The organism is Roseateles sp. P1_C6 (assembly GCF_056406315.1).
On sequence record NZ_JBFUAK010000003.1, the window covers coordinates 509,572 to 529,078 of the forward strand.

Genomic DNA, 19,507 nt, shown 5'->3' on the forward strand with positions numbered 1-19,507 from the left:
CAGCGATCAGGTGGGCGGCTTGCCTCATCAAAAAAGGAACACCTTGTGAAAGCCCGCTCCCTGCTGCCGCGCCGTTGGCGCGAGGCCCTGAGCCCTACCGCCGAGGCTGCGGCCACGTTGTCGCCCCGACGCAGTGCCCGCGCCTGGAGCCTGGAAGCGCTGGAGCCGCGCGTGCTGCTGTCGGCCGACCCGGTGCTGGGGGCCGTGCAACTGGCCATGCTGCCGGATGGCGGCGGTCAGGCCGACCTGCTGGACGATGCCTATTCCGCTGCCAGCGCGGGGCCGACCATGCATGCGCTGGCCATCATCAACAACCCCGGCCAGACCTCCAGCATCAGTGGCAGCAACACGGGCCTGACCTATCCGCTCGGGTCGTTGAAGGTCACCGGCACGGCGTCGATCCAGGAGACGGGCAACATCGTCCTCGGCGTCGCGAACCACGGCGACTTCCTGTCGGGGGACAGCTCGACGCTCAGCCCGGGCGTGCTGGACAACCTGACGCTCACTTCGACCTCCGGCAACGTCACCATCAACGCCGAGATCAATGTCGGCGCCAATGACACCGATTCGCTGTCCAGCCTGACGGTGTTGCAGGCCAACAATGTCAGCTTCAAGGAAGCAGTCAGCATCAAGGGCACGCTGGAGATCCACGCCACCGGCACGGTGACGTTCGACAAGCCCGTCGCGCTGTCGGAGGGCGGCAGCCTGAAGATCTACGGCGCCAGCGCCATCTATTTCGCGACGACATCGCGCCTGGACCTGACCACCCCCAACGGCGGCACGCCCGGCGACCTGCTGCTGCAGGCCGATGACATCACGCTGCTGGTGCCCGCCAACCGCATCACCGGCAGTGGCAGCGCCACCATCATGCCGACGACGGCAGGCTACGGCATGGCGCTGTTCTCAGCGCCTGGCGTGCATGCGGGCTCGCTGTCACTCGACAACACGGCGATGGGCACCTTCGCCTCGTCGTTCACCAGCTTCAGCTTCGGCCGTGAGACCGCGGGCCATGCGGCCGCAAGCAGCGGCCCGGTCTGGCTGGGCGGCACGGCGGACAGCAACCCGCTGCCCTGGGACGCCATCAAGGTCTACGGCAGTGCGATCCAGGTCGACGACCTCAGCGCCTCGTCGGATTGGCTGCGCGTGGACACCGGCAGCACGTTGACGCTGGATGCGGTCGGCAACGTGTCTCTCTACAACGAGCTCGACGCGCAGGCCGTCCATCTCTACTCGGCCAGCGGCCAGATCAAGCAGTTCGACAGCGTCGTCGACGGCGCGCAGCGCACCAACGAGCCGCTGCGGGCCTACGACCTGGTGGCTCAGGCCGCCAACGGCGTCAGCCTGACCAGCCTGGAGGTCAAGACGGCCGACGTCGTCAACACCGGCCAGGGCGACATCGCGCTGGTGCAGAACCTCGCACGCGGCAACACCACCTTCCTGACCGACATCAGCGGCGACATCAGCGTCACCCACCTCGCGCAGACGGCGGTGAGCGGCGCCAATGGCATTTCGCTGCTGACCAAGGGCGGCGGTATCACGCTGGCGGCCGGCGCGGGCATCAGCCTCGGCGGCACGGGCGCGCTGTCACTGACGGCGCAGGGCACGGGCTCGGACATCAGCCTGCTGGCGCCCGTCAGCCTCGTCAGCGGCGCGGCCACGTTCAATGCGGTCGACAGCTTCACGACCAATGCCTCGGCGCCCATCAACGCCAGCGGCGCCTCGGCCGTCAGCATCACCTCCGGCACAGGCGCGCTGACGCTGCATGCGGCCGTCACGACGGTGGGTGGCAGTCTGGCGCTGAACAGTGGCGCTGCGCTGGACCTCAGCGGCATCACGCTGGACGCCGGCCCCAGCGGCGTCATCGCGCTGCAGTCGGTGGGCGACCTGAGCATCGGCATCGTGCAGGCCGCGAGCAGCATCACGCTGACGTCCACGACCGGCGCCATCGTCGACGCGTTGGCGGGCGACACGGCCAACCTGCGTGGCGAGGCCGCGGCGGTCACGCTGACGGCGGCGAATGGCGTCGGCACCGGCAGCGCGCCGCTGCACACGGCCATCGGCAGCCTGACCGCGACGGTCAGCGGCAGCAGCGGCGGCATCTTCATTGCCGAGGACACGGCGCTGACCATCGCGGCCGGCGGGCTGACCACGGCTGGCGGTGGTGCCATCGTTGTGCGAAACGCGCTGGCCGACATGACCGTGATCGGCTCTGTGCATACGAACGGCGCGAGCGGTTTCGGCCACATCCTGCTGGAAGCCATGTCCGGCGCCCTGGTGGTACAGGGCGACGTGGTTGCCCAAGGCGGCAGCATCAGCCTGCTCGCCAGTACGGCGCTGACCGTCACAGGCCCCGAGGTCCGCAGCCGTTCGGCCGGGCAGACGCTGAACCTGCGCGGCGTCAACAGCCTCACGCTGGGCGCCACGACGCTGCTCGCGACGGTCAACGCGGATCAGGGTTTGCACGGCGGCGGCGGGGTGGTCCTGGGCAGCATCGACGCCGGTTCCGGCACGGTCAGCGTCACCGCTGGCGCGGTCACGGTGGCCTCGCCGTCGGCCAGCATCACCGCAGGCAGCCTGACGGTGTCGGCGGGCAACGGCGGCATCGGCACCGGGGCGGCACCTCTGCAACTGAAAGTCGACCACCTGGCGGCCAGTGGCACGGGCAGCGTTGTGTTGAACGAGCTTGACGACATCACTGTCAGCTACATCAACCTGGCGTCGGTCAAAGCGGTCGATGCGACAGGCGCCGCGACGCTGGTGCCCTCCAGTGGAGCCTTGTCGGGCATGCTGGCAGCGGGAGGCAATCTGGTGCTGAATGCCGGCGGCACGATCACGGTGAACACCTCGACCAGCGCGACGGGCAATCTGCGATTGAGCGCCGGTGCGGCCCTCAGCATCTGGAACGGCATCGGTGGTGGCCAGGTCAGCCTGCTGGCCGGCGGCCCCATCACGCATGCGGCCCCCAGCAGTGTGAGCACGTCCGGAGGCGAGCTCGACGAGCAGGCTGGCGGTGCGGTGACCATGGACTATGCGGCCCCAGTCAGCAGCAACGGCGGGCGGCTGCGCATCCAGAGTGGCGGCGTGCTGACCCTGGGCCAGCTCAACGCCGGCAGCGGCGAGGCCTGGGTGCAAGGCACGCGCATCGCTTCCTACGGCGTCAACGGGGTGACCAACCTGACCGCGGGCGCTGCCCGCCTCATTGCCACTGGCACGGGCAGTGGCGATGGCCTTGGCAGCAACATGGGCACGCTGGTGCTGTCGGTGCAGCGGTTGGCCGCGCAGTCGGCCGGCGCGGGCGGGGTCTATCTGAACGAAGCCGATGGGGTCATCGTGGACAACATCGCCGCGACCGCGGGCAGCCGCGTGCAAGCCGATGGCAGCACGACAGCTCTTGCGGCCGACGCAGCACTGAGCGGCCTGACGAGCGCGGCCGGTCTGGTGTTGACCGTCGGTGGCGACGTCGGCGTGCTGGGCGCCATCAGCGCGCAGGGCACGAGGCTGTCTTCCGCGGGTGATCTGAGCCTGCAGGCGGGACTTGTCACCGGCGGCGCGCTGAGCCTGGAGGCCCTTCGCGACCTGCTCGTGCAAGGCGGCATCACCGGCAGTGCCGGCATTGATCTGCTGGCCGGGCGTGACATCCTGATGACCTCGGGCGTGTCGGCCACGGCCCAGGGGGCCTCGCTTCTGACGGCTGGGCGCGACGTGCGCGTGGCCGGCATCGATGTAGGCGGCAGCAAGGCGCTGACGATCACCGCCGGTGGCAGCCTGCGCGATGCTGACACAGCCGGCGACAGCACGGTCAACCTGAAGGCTGGCAAACTGGTGCTGATCGCCACTGCCGGCATCGGCCAGGCCGGCAATGCAGTTGAAACGACGGCGACCTATCTCGGCGCCAGCGGAGGGGGCGGGCTCTTCATCGACGAGAGCGATGCGCTCGTCATCAACGGCGCGCTGAGCACCAGCTTCGGCACGGTGCAGCGCGTGTTTGTCGACGGCAGCATCGCCACGCTTGGCGTGACCGAAGTACAGGGACTGAACACTGGCAATTCAGCACTGGTACTGCGACTGCTTGGCGGCGCGCTGACGGTGGATGCCGGCGTGCAGAGCCAGGGCGGCAATGTGCGGCTAGAGGCCAGCGGCGCCGTCACATTGAACGCGGCCGTGGCCAGTGGCGGCGGCGCATTGAGCGTCATTGCCGGCGGCGCCGTGCAGCAGGCGCAGGCCGGCAGCATCACGAGCGGCGGTGGCAGCGTGGACGTGCAGGCCGCAGGCGCCTGGGCCATGGCCCAGGGCAGCCGTGTTGCCAGTGGCGGCGGCACGCTGCGGGTGGCGGCGACCGGGGCGCTCGCGTTGGCACAGCTCGACGCCGGCAGTGGCGCGATGAGTGTGACGGCCAGCCAGGTCAAGGATTTGGTGGGTGACCCAACCGATGTCGACCTGATCGCATCCAGCTTGATGCTGCGCACCACCGGCACGACAGCGACTGCTGGCGTGGGCACCGGCAGTGACGCCGTGGAGACGGCCGTGCAGCGCCTGGCCGTGGACGCGGCGGGCGGTGGCGTGTTCCTCGCCCAGACCGGCGATCTGGTCATCGACAGCCTGGCCAGCTTCGGCGGCACGCGTGTGCAACTGGACGGCACGACGAGCCAGGTTGGTGTCGTTGACGCGCCGCTCCTGGGTCTGCGCAGCAGCGCTGCCTTGATTGTGCGCGGCAGTGGCAGCCTTGCCCTGACCGCCGCGACCAGTGCCACCGGCGCAGTGCTGCTGAGCAGCGCAGGGGACCTCAGCATTGGCGCGATGCTCACCAGCACGACAGCCGCGTTGTCCCTGAACGCCGGTCGCGACCTGCTGCTCAATGGCACCGTCAGCAGTTTCGGTAGCACGCGCAGCCTCGACCTCGTCGCCGCGCGCGACATCACGCAGGGGCAGGGCGCCAGTGCACAAACGGCCAACGGCGTCATCGCGCTGCAGGCCGGCCGCGACATCACGCTGGAAACGCTGAACGCCGGCACCGCCGGCGCGGCAGTCATCGCCGGTGGCGCCATCGTCGACGGCGATGCGGCCGGCGATGCGGAGGTCGACATCACGGCCAGCGCGCTGCGCCTGACGGCCGGCGGTGCGGTGGGCACCGCGGCCAACGCGCTGGAGACGACGCTCACGAGCCTGAGCGTCAGCGCGGCCTCGCTGTCCCTGGCGCAGAGCCAGGGGCTGACGGTGGACCGCGTGACGACCAGCCTGCAGCGCATTGCCGCCGACGGCAGCACGCAGGGCCTGGACCTCGGCGCCCAGGAAGACCTGGTCACGACCAGCGGCGCGCTGCTGCTGACCATCAACAGCGGCGACCTGACGATCAACGGCGGCACGGCCAGCCTGGAGCAGGCCGTCAATGCGGGCGGCGCGCTGCTGCTGCGCGCGGTGACCGGCGGCGTGGCCATCAAGGCCGGCCTCACGGCCGCGGGCAACACCAGCCTGCGGGCTGGTGGCGAGCTGAGCTTCACGGCCAGCGGCGACGTGACGCTGGCCGGCGCCGGCAGCCTCGATGCCGAGGCCGGCGCGTCCCTCACGATGGCGGACGGCAGCGTCATCGCCAGCGGCAGCGGCTCGCTGCGTCTGGCGGCCACCGTCAATCTCAGTGTCGGCGCGCTGCAAACCGGTGGGGACGTCAGCCTGCTGGCCCGCAACATCACGGATGCCGGTGGTGCCGAAACTGACGTGACGGCGCGCGCGCTGCGCGTCGTGACGACGGGCACGGGCACGACGCAGGGCTTCGGCACAGGCAACGCGCCATTGCAACTGCAGGTGGGCACGCTGGCGGCCAGCGTGGCCGGCACGGGCGCGGGCGGCTTCTTTGCGCGTGAGGCCGATGCATTGGCCATCGACACGGTCAGCGTGTCCGTCGCGCGCGTCGCGGCCGATGGCTCGCAGGCGACGCTGGCCGACGCGGCCTTGTCCGATGTGGTGTCCGGCGGCAACGTCGTCCTCGTGGCCGGCGGCACGCTCAGCCTGGCGGACGGCGGCAATGCCGACGGCTTCGCGCTGCAGTCCGGCGGCAATGTGCTGCTGGATGCTGGCGGCGACATGAACGTCGGCGCGGCGCTGCGCAGCACGGCCGGCGCGATCAGCCTGCTGGCCACCGGCGGCATGAGCCTGGGCGCCGACGTGGCCATCACGCGCACGGGCCGCACGCTCGATGTGCAGGCGGGTGGCGCCGTGAGCATGGCCGCGACGACCGACCTGACGACGGTGGACTCCGCCATCCGCGTGCAGGCTGGCGGCGATCTGACGGTCGGCGGCATCGCAGCGGGCCTGGGCCAGGTGTCGCTGATCTCCACCGGCGGCAGCATCGCTGCGGCGGCGGGCCACAGCGGTACGGAAGTCAGCGCGGCCTGGCTGCGGCTGGTGGCGGCGGGGGGCGTCGGCAGCAACAGCGACCGCCTCGAGACCGCCGTGCAACGCGTCAGTGCGCGCGCGGCCGGCGGCGGCATCTGGCTGCAGGAGGCCGACATCATCACCATCGGCGACGTGGCCGTGTCGGTGAAACGCGTCAGCGCGCAGGCGACGACGGGCACGTCCATCGACGACGCGACGCAGTCCGACCTCATCACGACCGGCGGCAACGGCAGCATCGCGCTGGCGACCACCAATGGCAGCATCACCTTTGCCGACGGCACGGCGCCGCAGGACGGCCGCAGCGTCACGGCTGACGGCACGGGCAGCGTGTTGCTGAAGGCCGGCGGCGCGGGCGCGGTGTTGAACGCGCCGGCCGGCGCCATCGTGCAGCAAGGCCCGGTCAGCATCGACAGCGGCCTGAAGTTCGACGGTGCCGTCAGCATCACCGGCGGCCAGGGCGGCGCGCGTGGCGACGGCCCCATCACCATCAGCGGTGCCATCGACGGCACGGCCGGCGGCGCGGCCGACCAGCTGGTCGTCACCAGCGACGGTGCCGACGTCGTCTTCGGTGGCGCCATCGGCGCGACCGAGCGCCTGGGCGGCCTGGCCATCAACGACGCGCGCAACGTGCGCTTCGACCAGGATGTGAAGCTGGCCGGCGACCTGACGCTGCAGGCGGCGGGCAAGGTCGAGTTCAAGGGTCTGCTGGACCTCAGCAGCGGCAGCCTCAACATCGTCGGCGCGACCGAGCTGGTCATCGGCAACGTCGTCATCACGAGCGGCAATGCGGTCATCCGCGTCGACGCGCTGACGCTGTCGGGCCTCATCAGCGGCAGTGCGGCGGCGCGGCTGGAAGTGGCCGGCGCCGGCACGGCCAGCGGCGTGACGGTCGGCACCGCCACCGGCTCGGGCCTGGGCCTGAGTGGTGCGCAACTGGCGGCGTTGCAAGGCTTCGGCACGGTGCAGATCGGCCGCGTCGACCAGGGAGCCACCACCGTCGACATAGCCACGTTGAACAGCCTCGTCACGCCGCACCTGAGCCTGGCGGGCGGCAGCCTCAGCCTGCAAGGTGGGGTCACCGGCCCGAACGCCGGCGTGCAGCTGTTGGACCTGGCAGCCGGGCAGGACTTGACGCTGGCCGGCACGCTGGCGCTGGCCGCGGCGGGCGCCGACGTGCATGCCACGGCCGGCGGTGCGCTGCGCATGGCGACGGATGGGGTGCTCGCCACGCAGGCCGGTGACGTGCAGCTGCAGGCCGGTGGCGACCTGCGGGTCGGGCGCATCGACACGCGCGGTGCGGGCGGTGCCACGGCAGCCGTCGTGCTGGCGTCGACGACGGGCACCATCAGCGAGGCCAATGGCGATGCGGCGGCCGACATCTACGCCGACCTGCTGACGCTGCGTGGCCGCGGGCCGGCACTGGCCGGCGGTGCGTCCGAGACGCCAGCGGCGCTCGACGTGCAGGCCAACAAGCTGGACGTCGACGCGCCCAGCGGGGTCATCTTGCGCGACAGCGGCACGAATGGCCACACGGCCTTCAACCTGCTGGACGGCGGACAGATCTACCAGCAGCTGGTGGCGCTGGGCGCGCCGGCGCGGCAGGCCAGCGTGGCGGCCGCCCCCGGCGGGCAGCCCTCGGCCGCTGCTGCCGATGCCTGGGCCTGGCTGAACACGGCGCGGCCGCTGCAGGAGTTCCGCGACACGACGCTGGCCGCCGCGCTGGCGCCGACGATGTCGACGCTGCTGGCGGCCACGTCGCTGCGCGAGCCGGCGCCGGTGTTCGACGCCGATCCGGCGCCGCTGCTGCCCAGCCAGCTGGCGTCCTGGCTCGGCCTGGATGCGGCCACGGTGGCGGTCGATGCGCCCGCGACCGACAGCGCGCGCTTTCGCGTCTGGTCCGAAGAGCTGATGCTCTAGGACAGGGCCGGCTGCGTCAGGCGGTAGCCGGCCAGCGCGGCGGCACCGATCGCGATCGCATCGGCGCCGAAGCGGGACACGCGCAGCGTCGGCGCGGACAGGCGTGCCGCCTGGGCGTACTCCTGCAGCGTCGCGCGCACCGGCGCCAGCAGCGCGTCGCCCCATGCCACCGCGGGGCCGCCCAGCACGATGCAGGCCGGGTCGTACGCGGCGGCCAGGTTCTGCAGCAGCACGCCCAGGTACTGCCCAGCCTTGGCCACGGCGGCCGCGGCTTGCGCGTCGCCGGCCAGGTCGTCCTGCTGCAGCAGCGCACGGCTGCCGATCAGCGCTTCCGCACAGCCGCGACGGCCGCAGGAGCAGCGCGGGCCGTCGACCTGCAGCACCATGTGGCCGACCTCGCCGGCAAGGCCGCGCGCGCCCGTCAGCAACCGGCCGCCCACGATGAGGCCCGCGCCGACACCTTCGCCGACCAAGACCAGCAGCAGCGGGTCGGCCGTGGGCGAAGGGTTGAACTCGCTCTCGCCCAAAGCGGCGACATCGGCGTCGTTCTGCATGAAGACGGACACACCGGACAGCGGCGTGCCGCGCAGCGCCGCCCGCAGCAGGGCACCGAAAGGCACATGGTGCCAGTGGAGGTGGGGCGCGAAGACGAGCTGGTCGTGGGTCTGGTCCACGCCGCCGGGCAGGCCCACGCCGATGCCGATGATGCGCTGCGCGTCGCCGCGCCGGGCTGCCACGGCCAGCAGCGTGCGGGTCAGCAGCTGGATGCAGGCCTCGACCTCCAGGCCGGTGTCGTAGCTGGCACTCCGCGCGGCCAGGACCTCGCCCGTCAGCGAGGTCAGCACCACGCGCACATGGCCGATGCCCACTTGAGCGCCCAGCAGCAGCAGTCGCGTGGGGTCGATGAACAGCGGCGTCGGGCGGCGGCCCAGGTCGCCGGTGGCGACGACGTCGCGCTCCACCAGCCAGCCCTCGTCGAGCAGCTCGCGCGACAGGGCGCTGACCGTCGACTTGGTCAGGCCCAGCGCCTGGGCCAGGTCCACGCGCGACAGGCCGGGCCGCACGCGCAGCTGGCGGATCAGCGCCATGCGGTTGTTGTGCTTGAGCTGGGCCTGGCTGCTGCCGCCGGTTTTCATCAACATGGCCTTCACCGGCCTTGGCTGGCGCGCCAGGCGGCGAACGCGCCGGCGACGTCCGCGTCGGTCGGCGGGTACAGGCCCAGCACGCTGCGGCCGGCGAGCACCTGGGCCTGCACGAAGTCCTCGAAGACCGTCATCTCGACGGCCTCGGTGGCAATCTCGTCGGCGATGTGCGCGGGGATGACGATGACGCCCTCGGCATCACCCACGACGATGTCGCCGGGGAACACCGGCGCGTCACCGCAGCCGATGGGCTCGTTGATGGCGATGGCCTGGTGCAGCGTCAGGTTGGTGGGGGCGCTGGGGCGCTGGTGGTAGGCGGGGAAGGGGTACTTGGCGATGTCGGGGCTGTCGCGGAAGCCGCCGTCGGTGACGACGCCGGCCACGCCGCGCACCATCAGCCTCGCGACGAGGATGCCGCCGGCCGATGCGGCACGCGCATCCTTGCGGCTGTCGATGACCAGCACGGCGCCCGCGGGGCATTCCTCGACCGCCTTGCGCTGCGGGTGGCTGCGGTCCTGGAACACGGCGATGGTGTTCAGGTCCTCGCGCGCCGGCATGTAGCGCAGCGTGTAGGCCGGGCCCACCATGTTGGGCAGGCCAGGGTTCAGCGGGCGAACGTCCTGAATGAACTGACTGCGCAGGCCGCGCTTGAACAGGGCAGTGCACAGCGTGGCGGTGCTGACGCCCATCAACTTGTTGCGGGTGTCTGGGTTCATGGCGGGTCTCAATAGATGACCGGCTCGGGCACGGGCGCACCGAAGCTGGTTTCGAGGAAGTCGAAGTCGCAGCCCTCGTGGGCCTGCAGGATGTGGCGGCCGAACATCCAGCCGTAGCCGCGTTCGTAGCGGGCGGGCGGCGGTGTCCACGCGGCGCGGCGGGCGGCCAGTTCCGCGTCGCTGACTTCGAGGTGGATGCTGCGGGCCGGCACGTCGACGCTGATGCGGTCGCCCGTCTTCACCAGCGCCAGCGGTCCGCCGACGAAGGCTTCGGGGCTGCAGTGCAGCAGGCAGCCGCCGTAGCTGGTGCCGCTCATGCGGGCGTCCGACAGCCGCAGCATGTCGGTCACGCCGGCCTTCAGCAGCTTGGTCGGGATGGGCAGCATGCCCCACTCCGGCATGCCGGCGCCCTTGGGGCCGGCGTTGCGCAGCACCAGGATGTCGTCGCCGGTCACGTCCAGGTCCGGGTCGTCGACGGCGGCCTTCAGCTGCGGATAGTCGTCGAACACCACCGCGCGGCCGGTGTGCCGCAGCAGGTGCGGCGCGACGGCACTGGGCTTGATGACCACGCCGTCCGGGGCGAGGTTGCCGCGCAGCACGGCCAGCGCCCCTTCGGCGTAGATGGGGTTGTCCAGCGGGCGGATGACGTCGTCGTTGAAGACCTCCGCGCCGTCGATGTTCTCGCCCACGGTGCGGCCGTTGACGGTGCGTGCGCCCAGGTCAAGCTTGGCCGCCATGACCTTCATCAGCGCCGGCAGCCCACCGGCGTAGAAGAAGTCCTCCATCAGGTAGGCGTCGCCGCTGGGGCGGATGTTGGCGATGACGCCCACATGCCGGCTGGCCGCATCGAAGTCGTCCAAAGTGACCGGCAGCCCCGCGCGGCGGCTGATGGCGACGAGATGGATGATGGCGTTGGTGCTGCAGCCCATGGCCATCGCGACGGCGATGCCATTGGCAAAGCTGCCGGCGCTGAGCATCCTGGCGGGCGTCAGGTCGTCCCACACCATCTGCACGATGCGCCGGCCGCATTCGGCGGACATGCGCGTGTGGTTGGCGTCGGGCGCCGGAATGCTGCTGGCGCCGGGCAGCGTGAAGCCGATGGCCTCCGCGATGCCCATCATCGTCGCCGCCGTGCCCATGGTCATGCAGGTGCCGTGGCTGCGCGCGATGCCGGCTTCCATCTCGGCCCAGGCCTGGTCAGAGAGGCGCCCGGCGCGGCGCTCGTCCCAGTACTTGAAGGCGTCCGAGCCCGAGCCCAGCACCTGGCCGCGCCAGTTGCCGCGCAGCATGGGGCCCGCCGGCAGGAAGATGCAGGGCAGGCCCATGCTGATCGCACCCATCAACAGGCCTGGCGTCGTCTTGTCGCAGCCGCCCATCAGCACGGCACCATCGACAGGGTGGCTGCGCAGCAGCTCCTCGGTCTCCATCGCCAGGAAGTTGCGGTAGAGCATGGACGTCGGCTTCACCATGCTCTCGCTCAGAGAGATGGCCGGCAGCTCCAGCGGCCAGCCACCGGCTTGCAGGATGCCGCGCTTGACGTCCTCCACCCGCTGCTTGAAGTGGGTGTGGCACTGGTTGGCATCGCTCCAGGTGTTGACGATGGCGATGACGGGCTTGTTGATGAAGTCTTCCGGCCCATAGCCCATCTGCAGCACGCGGCTGCGATGGCCGAAGCTGCGGAAATCGTCCTTGGCGAACCAGCGCGCGCTGCGCAGGTCTTCTGCCTTCTTGATGCTCATGCCTGGCCCCTCGCGTCCAGCAGCCAGGCCGGCGCGTCCTGCAGCGCCACCGGGCGCAGGAAACGCTCCAGCGCCGCATGGCCCACGCTGGTGCTGAAGGCATTCGTCGACGACGGCCAGGGGCCGCCATGCTGCTGCGCCGCCGTGACGGCCACGCCGGTGGGCACGCCGCTGAACAGCACGCGACCGGCGATGCCTTGCGCCGCGCGCACGAGGCGGCGGTTGTCGGCGCTGTCTTCATCCGCGCCCCATAACGTGACGGTGAGGCTGCCCCGCACGGCTTGCAGCACTTGCAGCGTCTCGTCCAGGTCGCGCACGGTGACGACCAGGCAGGCCGGGCCGAAGACTTCATCGTGCAGCGCGGTGTCGGCCAGGAAGCCGGTGGCATGAGTGGCAAACAAATGGGCGCCGGGCGCCGCACCGCGCGCCGGTGACGCCACCAGCGTCTTCACGCCGGCGCGGCCATGCAGGCGCGCCACGCCGGTGTTGAAGCCGGCGCGGATGCCGGCGTTCAGCATCGCGTGCGGCGTGGCGTTGGCCAGCGCCTCGGCCAGCTGGCGCACGAAGCTCTGGCTGGCGGTGTCGTCGCGCACGATGAGCAGGCCCGGGCTGGTGCAGAACTGACCGCAGCCCAGCACGATGCTGCCGGCCAGCTGCGTGGCCAGCGCCGCATTGGCGGCCAGCGCGTCGGGCAGCGCGACGACCGGGTTGATGGAACCTAGTTCACCGTAGAAGGGGATGGGCCGCGGCCGGGCATTGGCCTCGCGCCACAGCGCCACGCCGCCGCGCACGCTGCCGGTGAAGGCCGCCGCCTCGATGGCCGGGTCGCGCACCAGCGCCAGACCGACCTCCACGCTGACCCCTTGCACTATCTGCAGCAGGCCCACGGGCAGGCGTTGCGCGGCGATGCATGCTGACGCGATGTCGGCCACGGCCTGCGACAGCCGTGGGTGCCCGGGGTGGGCCTTGACGACGACCGTGCAACCGGCAGCCAGCGCCGACGCCGTGTCCCCACCCAGCACGCTGAATGCGAACGGGAAGTTGCTGGCCGCAAACACGGCCACCGGCCCCAGCGGCACGCGCACGCGGGTCAGCTGCGGCCGGCCGCCGGGCGGTGCGCCGGCGATGGCGGCGTCGTGCTGCACGGGCTGGGGCGCGCCGGCGTCCACCTGGTCGGCGAAGCCGCGCAGCTGGAAGCAGGTGCGGTCCAGCTCGCCATTCAGGCGAGCAGCGCCCAGGTGGGTTTCCTCGTCGGCCAGCAACACCAGCGCATCGCGGGGGGACTGCAGCGCGTCGGCCAGCGCGCGCAGCAGTGCGGCGCGGCGAGCCAGGGGCAGGGCAGCCCAGGTGGGCGCCGCATCAGCGGCTGCGGAGCAGGCGGCCCGGATCTGGGCGGCCGGGCTGTCGGAGAGGGTCATCGTGAAGCGATCAAGAGAAGTGCGGCGCACCAGCTTGGCATTTGGTATCGCTATCATATATATCGCTACCCCTGCTGCGCTCAGCGTTTCCCCCAGGGGAAGAGGTTGGTCGCCCAGTGCACGGCCTGCCTCCATGGGCTCTGCCGCACTGCTGTTAACCATGTGGCCGGTGGCATGGCGGGGCGGCTAGACTGAAATGATCGCGCAACCATTTTGATGCCAATGACCATTGCTTCCGAGGCCGTGAACCGGCCGCTGCCCAGGTTCAAGTCCCTGGCAGTGCTGCTGCTCCAGGCCATCGTGTGCGCAGGCGCCCTGGCCTGCGAGCAGCCAGCCTCGGTCTGCGCGCGCGACATGGGCAAGAGCTTTGGCCTGGTGCGCGGCGGCCAGCCGGCGGCCGTTGTCGTGGAGGGCGGCGCCGACCCGGCGCTGCAGCATCTGGGGCGCAGCTTCGTCGCCGATCTGGCGCGCGTGTCGGGGCGGCCCGCGGCGCTGCTGAGCGGCATCGCCGGCGCCCCGCGCGAGATCGTCGTCATTGGCGAGCTGGGCCGTAGCCCCGTCATCGACGGCCTGGTGGCCCGCGGCAAGCTGAAGGCGGCGGCGCTGAAGAAGGGCCAGTGGGAGGCCTACACGCAGGTCGTCGTCGAGCAGCCCTTCAAAGGCGTGAACCGGGCCCTGGTCATCGTCGGCTCGGACCGGCGCGGCGCCGTGTTCGGCGCCTACGACCTGTCCGCGCGCATCGGTGTCAGCCCCTGGCATTGGTGGGCGGACGTGCCCGTCGTGACGCAGGCCGACGTGTTCGTGACCGCCGGCGCGCACAGCGACCAGCCGGGCGTCAAGTACCGCGGCCTCTTCATCAACGATGAGGCGCCCGCCTTGAGCACGTGGGCGCAGACCAGGTTCGGCGGCACCAACGCGGCCTTCTACGCGCATGTCTTCGAGCTGCTGCTGCGGCTGCGCGGCAACTACCTGTGGCCGGCCATGTGGCAGCCGCGCGCCTTCAACGCCGACGACCCCAAGGCCATGGTGCTGGCCGACGAGATGGGAGTCGTCATGGGCACGTCCCACCACGAGCCCATGATGCGCGCCCACGATGAGTGGCGTCGCTACAAGGGTGGCGCCTGGGACTACGCGAAGAACGCGCCCCAGCTGCGCGAGTTCTGGCGCGGCGGCATCACGCGGATGATGGGCCGCCCCGACGGCAAGCCCTTCGACAGCCTGGTCACCATCGGCATGCGCGGCGACGGCGACGAGCCCATGAGCGAGGGCACGGCGACCGCGCTGCTGGAAGGCATCGTCCAGGACCAGCGGCAGATCATTGCCGACGTGACGCGCCGGCCGGCGTCCGACACGCCGCAGATGTGGGCCCTCTACAAGGAGGTGCAGGACTACTACGACGCGGGGCTGAAGGTGCCCGACGACGTGCTGCTGCTGTTCTGCGACGACAACTGGGGCCAGGTGCGCCGCCTGCCGACGCAGGACCTCCAGCGCAAGGGCGGCTACGGGGTGTACTACCACTTCGACTACGTCGGCGGGCCGCGCAACTACAAGTGGCTCAACGCCAACCAGCTCGAGAAGACCTGGCAACAGATGGACCTCGCGCACGAGCGCGGCGCTGATGCGATGTGGATCGTCAACGTCGGCGACATCAAGCCGATGGAATTCCCGATCAGCTTCTTCCTCGACATGGCCTGGAGCCCGCAGCGCATGACCCCGTCGGCGTTGGCGGCCTACCCGCGAGACTGGGCGGCAGCGACCTTTGGCGGCGCCCAGGCGGCCGAGATCGGCGAGATCGTCACGCGCTACAGCCAGTACGCGGCGCGGCGCAAGCCGGAGCTGATCGACGAGCGCAGTTTCCTCATCGGCGTGCACACGGCCGACACGCTGCGCGGCGAGGACTTCGGCAGGCGCGTGGCGGAATGGGACGCGCTGGAAACGCGCGTGGCCCGGGTCAAGCGCGAGCTGCGGCCTGACCAGCTCGATGCCTACTTCCAGCTCGTCGAACACCCGGTGCTGGCACTGGCGAACCTCTACCGCCTGTATTACGCGGTGGCCTGGAACCGTCAGCTCGCCCGGGACGCCGACCCGCGCGCCAACGTCTTTGCCGACCGCGCCGAGGCCGCGTTCGCGCGCGACCAGGCCATCACCGACCAGTACCACGCGACCGCCAACGGCAAATGGGCCGGCATGATGCTGCAGACCCACATCGGCTACACGAGCTGGCAGCAGCCCGACAAGAACGTCATGCCCGCCGTGCAGCGCGTGCCCGGCGCGACGCCGGACGCCGCGGCCGTGCAACGCCAGCTGGAACGCGGCGCGGCCCAGGCGTCTGCGAGCGGCGTCGCGCTGCAGGCCGCGCAGTTCAGCCGCGCCGTCAACGGCCGCGGGCTGACGTGGACCGCCATCGCCAACCTGGGCCAGGGGCAAGGCGCGGTGACGGCGCTGCCTCAGGGCCGGCCGGCCACGACGCTGGCGGATGGCGTGCGGCTGGAGTACGACGTCGACTTGGCGGTGGGCGGCGACATGAACCTGGACCTCTACATGGTGCCCACGCTGGACACTGGCCGTGCCGGCGGCATCCGGCTGGCCGTCGGCCTCGACGACCAGCCCGCGCAGGAGCTCAGGCTCAACCTGCAGCCCACCGCCGGGCCGGAGGTCACGCGTGAGGAGAAGGACTGGGCGCGGGCCGTCAAGGACAACCAGTTCCGGCTCCATGCGCGCTTCCCCGGCGTCAAGCCGGGGCGCCACGTGATCCGCGTCTGGCGCCTGGATGACAACGCGGTGCTGCAGCGCCTGGCGCTGACCCCCATCGCGGACCAGCGCGCTCCCGCCAAGGGCGCCGCGGTGACCGGTCAGTACCGCAACCTGCTGCGCGAGATCCGCCCCGAGATCACCGAGGCCGACATCACCGCCAAGCTGTCGGCCTACTGGACCTCGCTGTTCGAAGGCGGCGCCGACCGGCGCGTCGTCTACCCCGCGCCCGCGACGCCCGACGGCCCGGCCGCCTATGTGCTGGACGTGGGCAACGCCGACGTGCGCAGCGAAGGCATGTCCTACGGGATGATGATTGCCGTGCAGATGGGCCGCAAGGCCGAGTTCGACGCGCTGTGGAACTGGGCCGCGACGCACATGCGCTATGCCACCGGCCCGCGCAAGGGCTACTTCCGCTGGCAATGCCAGCCCAAGGGCTGCGGAGATTTCGGCAAGGACGCCGTGCCCGCGTCCGACGGCGAGGAGTACATGGCCACCGCGCTGCTGATGGCCGCCAGCCGCTGGGGCAACGGCCAAGGCCTGTACGACTACACGGCGCAGGCGCTGGCGCTGCTGGACGTGATGCTGAACAAGGAGCGCATCAACGGCGGCGTCGTCGACGGCGTGCGCTCGATGTTCTCGCCCAAGCACGGCCAGGTCGTCTTCGTGCCCATCGGCGACGCGGCCGACTTCAGCGACCCGTCCTACCACCTGCCCGCGTTCTACGAGCTGTGGGCGCAGCGCGCCAAGCCCGCCGACCGCGCGCGCTGGGCCGAGATCGCGCAGATCAGCCGCGCCTACTTCAGCCAGGCCGCGCACCCCAGGACCGGCCTGACGTCCGACTACGCCGAGTTCGACGGCCGTCCGCATGTGCACGAAGGCCATGAAGACTTCCGCTATGACGCCTTCCGCACGGCGGTGAACTGGAGCGTCGACCAGGCCTGGTGGGGCAGGAACCCGGCCGCGGCGGGCCTGAGCCAGAGGCTGCTGGGCTTCTTCGCCAGCCAGCCGACCCAGCCCTACCCGCACCTCTACACGCTGGACGGCAAGCCGCTGAACGACGAGCCGTCCAAGGGCCTGATGGCCAGCAATGCCGTGGCGGCGCTGCTGGTCGACCCACCGCTGGCCAGGCGCTTCGTCGATGACCTCTGGGCGCTGGAGCCGCCCGCGGGCCAGTGGCGCTACTACGACGGGCTGCTGCAGTTCATGGCCCTGCTGCACGTGAGCGGGCGGTTCAAGGCCTGGTGAACCGCCTAGGCCGACACGTCGTGTCTGGCGAGCGGCACGGTCAGCACGAAATGCACCTCGCCGTCGCCGGCCTCGTAGCGGATGGCGCCGCCGTGCGCGCTGGCCACCTGGTCGACGATGTACAGCCCCGGGCCCATGCTGCCCGGGTTGCGGCTGTTGCCCAGTGACCGGCGCTTGAAGGGGTCGAACAAGCTGTCGACCAGCTCCGGCGCGATCGGCTCCGCCGGGTTGCTGATCCTCAGCAGCGCGCGGTCGGCCTCCGTCGTCAGCGCCACGGCGATGCGGCCGGCGCCGTGGTGGCGCGCGTTGCTCAGCAGGTTGGCCACCATCTGCAGGTAGCGCATCGGGTCCACGTGCACCGGCAGCGTGGCCGGCAGCTGCACGTCCAGCTGCATGTTGGGGTAGGTGGTGCGCTGGTCATCCAGCTGCTGGCTGAGCAGCGCCACCAGGTCCGTGTGCTCATAGGTCATCGCCAGGCCCAGCCCGTTCTGCAGGCGGGTGATGTCCTGCAGGTCGCGCAGCAGGCGCTGCATGCGGTTGGTGGAGTTGCGGATCACCGACGTGATGCGGTCGGTGGCGTTCTGCCGGTCCAGCACGATGGACGCCACGCTCAGCGACTGCAGCGGGTCGCGCAGGTCGTGGCCCAGCACGGCCCAGAGCTGCGAGCGCAGGCGGTCCAGCTCCAGCACGCGGTCGGCGTGCACGCGGCTCACCGTGTCGTGCAGCAGCGCGGCGCTTTCCAGGGCGACGTCCGACCACGGCACCGCCGTGCCGCGCACGGTCTCGCGCCATTCGTCGAACGAGCCCCGCGGCGTCAGCCGGGGCCCCAGCGGGCCGGGCGTGATCGCCTTCTCGGGCTTGCCGCCCCAGCGGATGGTTTCGATCTGCTCGCGCCGCAGCGCCACCAGCCAGCCCCGCCGCGGCGGGTCGAAGCGCAGGCCCAGCACGCCGCAGTAGCGCTCCGCGCCATCGCTAGGCGGCAGCGTGTCGCCGCGGTCGACATGCACCAGCGGCTGTTCGCGGGCCTGCAGCCAGTCCACCAGCTGCGCGGCCCAGGCTTCATCCACGGCGCCATGGCAGCGCACGCGGCCGTTGAGGCTGACGAACATGGCATCGCAGCCCAGGCTGGCGCACAGCGCGGGGGCTTCGCGGGCCAGCACGTCCACGGCCTCGTGGCCCTGCACGATCTCCGCGGCAATGTCAGTGCGCAGCAGCGCCGCGCGCGCCATCGCCGCCTCGCGGTCCTGCGCGGCCAGCGACTGCGCGGACGCGGCGATCAGCTGCGCGATGACGTCGGACGCCATGCGGATCGCATAGGGCACCAGCAGCGGCCCCATGTGGTGGCAGGCCAGCATGCCCCACAGCCGCCCGGCGACGACGATGGACACGCTCATCGACGCGCCCACGCCCATGTTGCTGAGGTACTCGATGTGGATGGGCGAGACGCTGCGCAGCACGCTGTGGCTGAGGTCCAGCGGCTCGGCATGGCTGGCCTCGGCCAGCAGCGGCACCGGCTGGTAGCCCACGTCGGCGATCAGCCGCAGCGTGTTCAGCACATACAGCCGCCTTGCCTGCGCGGGGATGTCGCTGGCCGGGTAGCGCCGGCCCAGGTAGGCCTCCAGGTCGTCGCGCCGCGACTCGGCCACGACGTCGCCGCTGTCGTCGTGGCGGAAGCGGTAGGCCATCACGCGGTCGAAGCCGGTCATCGCGCGCACCTCGGCCACGGCCACCTCCAGCAGCTTGTCGATGCTGCGCTGGCGCTTGAGCTTCTCCATGGACCGGTAGGCCATCTGCGCAAAGCTGCTGAGCCGGTCGGTGTTGCCGTCGCGGCGCTCGAATTCGCACAGACACAGCGCGCCGTGCGTGTGCACCACCAGGTCCAGGCCGCGGCCGTTGAGCACGACCTCGCGCGAGTCGGGCATGGTGTCGTCGGTGCCGATGCCCGCGATGGCCTGCTGGATGGCGAGGTAGACGCTGGGGTCGCTGCCCAGCTCGGCGGCCCGTGGCGCGCGGCCCAGCTTCAGGTCCAGCCCCAGCATCGCGTTGGCATTGGCACTCATGGAGACCAGCCGGCCCAGCCGGTCGAAGGCCAGCAGGGCGCCGTGCGGCTGGATGGAGCCGGGGATGTGGATGGGCTCGCGCTCGCAGTTGTCCAGTGTGACGGGCTCGGTGGCGTGCTTGTTCAT

General features: G+C 71.1%; 7 protein-coding genes. 2 read left to right on the plus strand and 5 right to left on the minus strand.

The window, feature by feature from the left end:
* Positions 1–45: 45 nt before the first annotated feature.
* Positions 46–8,307: an LEPR-XLL domain-containing protein gene (locus AC1D29_RS08105; protein ID WP_477895967.1), complete on the plus strand. Its 8,262-nt coding sequence runs from the start codon at positions 46–48 to the stop codon at positions 8,305–8,307.
* On the opposite strand, the gene AC1D29_RS08110 is transcribed toward AC1D29_RS08105, so the two are convergent.
* The 4 genes from AC1D29_RS08110 to AC1D29_RS08125 are packed head-to-tail and all read right to left on the minus strand — an operon-like array spanning position 8,304 to position 13,322.
* Positions 8,304–9,449 (minus strand): ROK family protein, encoded by a 1,146-nt coding sequence (locus tag AC1D29_RS08110; RefSeq protein ID WP_477895969.1) that lies wholly within the window; start codon positions 9,447–9,449, stop codon positions 8,304–8,306. The genes AC1D29_RS08105 and AC1D29_RS08110 overlap by 4 nt on opposite strands.
* Before the next feature lie 5 nt (positions 9,450–9,454).
* The gene (locus AC1D29_RS08115; RefSeq protein ID WP_477895971.1) at positions 9,455–10,165 is read right to left on the minus strand and encodes a ribonuclease activity regulator RraA; all 711 of its coding nucleotides are present in this window, start codon (positions 10,163–10,165) and stop codon (positions 9,455–9,457) included.
* 8 nt (positions 10,166–10,173) lie between these two features.
* Entirely contained in the window at positions 10,174–11,904 is a 1,731-nt protein-coding gene (araD, locus tag AC1D29_RS08120) for an L-arabinonate dehydratase (RefSeq protein ID WP_477895973.1), read from the minus strand.
* The gene (locus AC1D29_RS08125; protein ID WP_477895975.1) at positions 11,901–13,322 is read right to left on the minus strand and encodes an aldehyde dehydrogenase (NADP(+)); all 1,422 of its coding nucleotides are present in this window, start codon (positions 13,320–13,322) and stop codon (positions 11,901–11,903) included. The genes araD and AC1D29_RS08125 overlap by 4 nt, the downstream gene beginning before the upstream one ends.
* A 222-nt stretch (positions 13,323–13,544) precedes the next feature.
* Here AC1D29_RS08125 and AC1D29_RS08130 point away from each other — a divergent pair, with 222 nt between their 5' ends.
* On the plus strand, positions 13,545–17,321 hold the full coding sequence (locus AC1D29_RS08130) for a glycosyl hydrolase family 8 (protein WP_477895977.1): 3,777 nt from the start codon (positions 13,545–13,547) through the stop codon (positions 17,319–17,321).
* Between the two features lie 5 nt (positions 17,322–17,326).
* Here AC1D29_RS08130 and AC1D29_RS08135 read toward each other — a convergent pair whose 3' ends face one another.
* Positions 17,327–19,507: an ATP-binding protein gene (locus AC1D29_RS08135; RefSeq protein WP_477895979.1), complete on the minus strand. Its 2,181-nt coding sequence runs from the start codon at positions 19,505–19,507 to the stop codon at positions 17,327–17,329.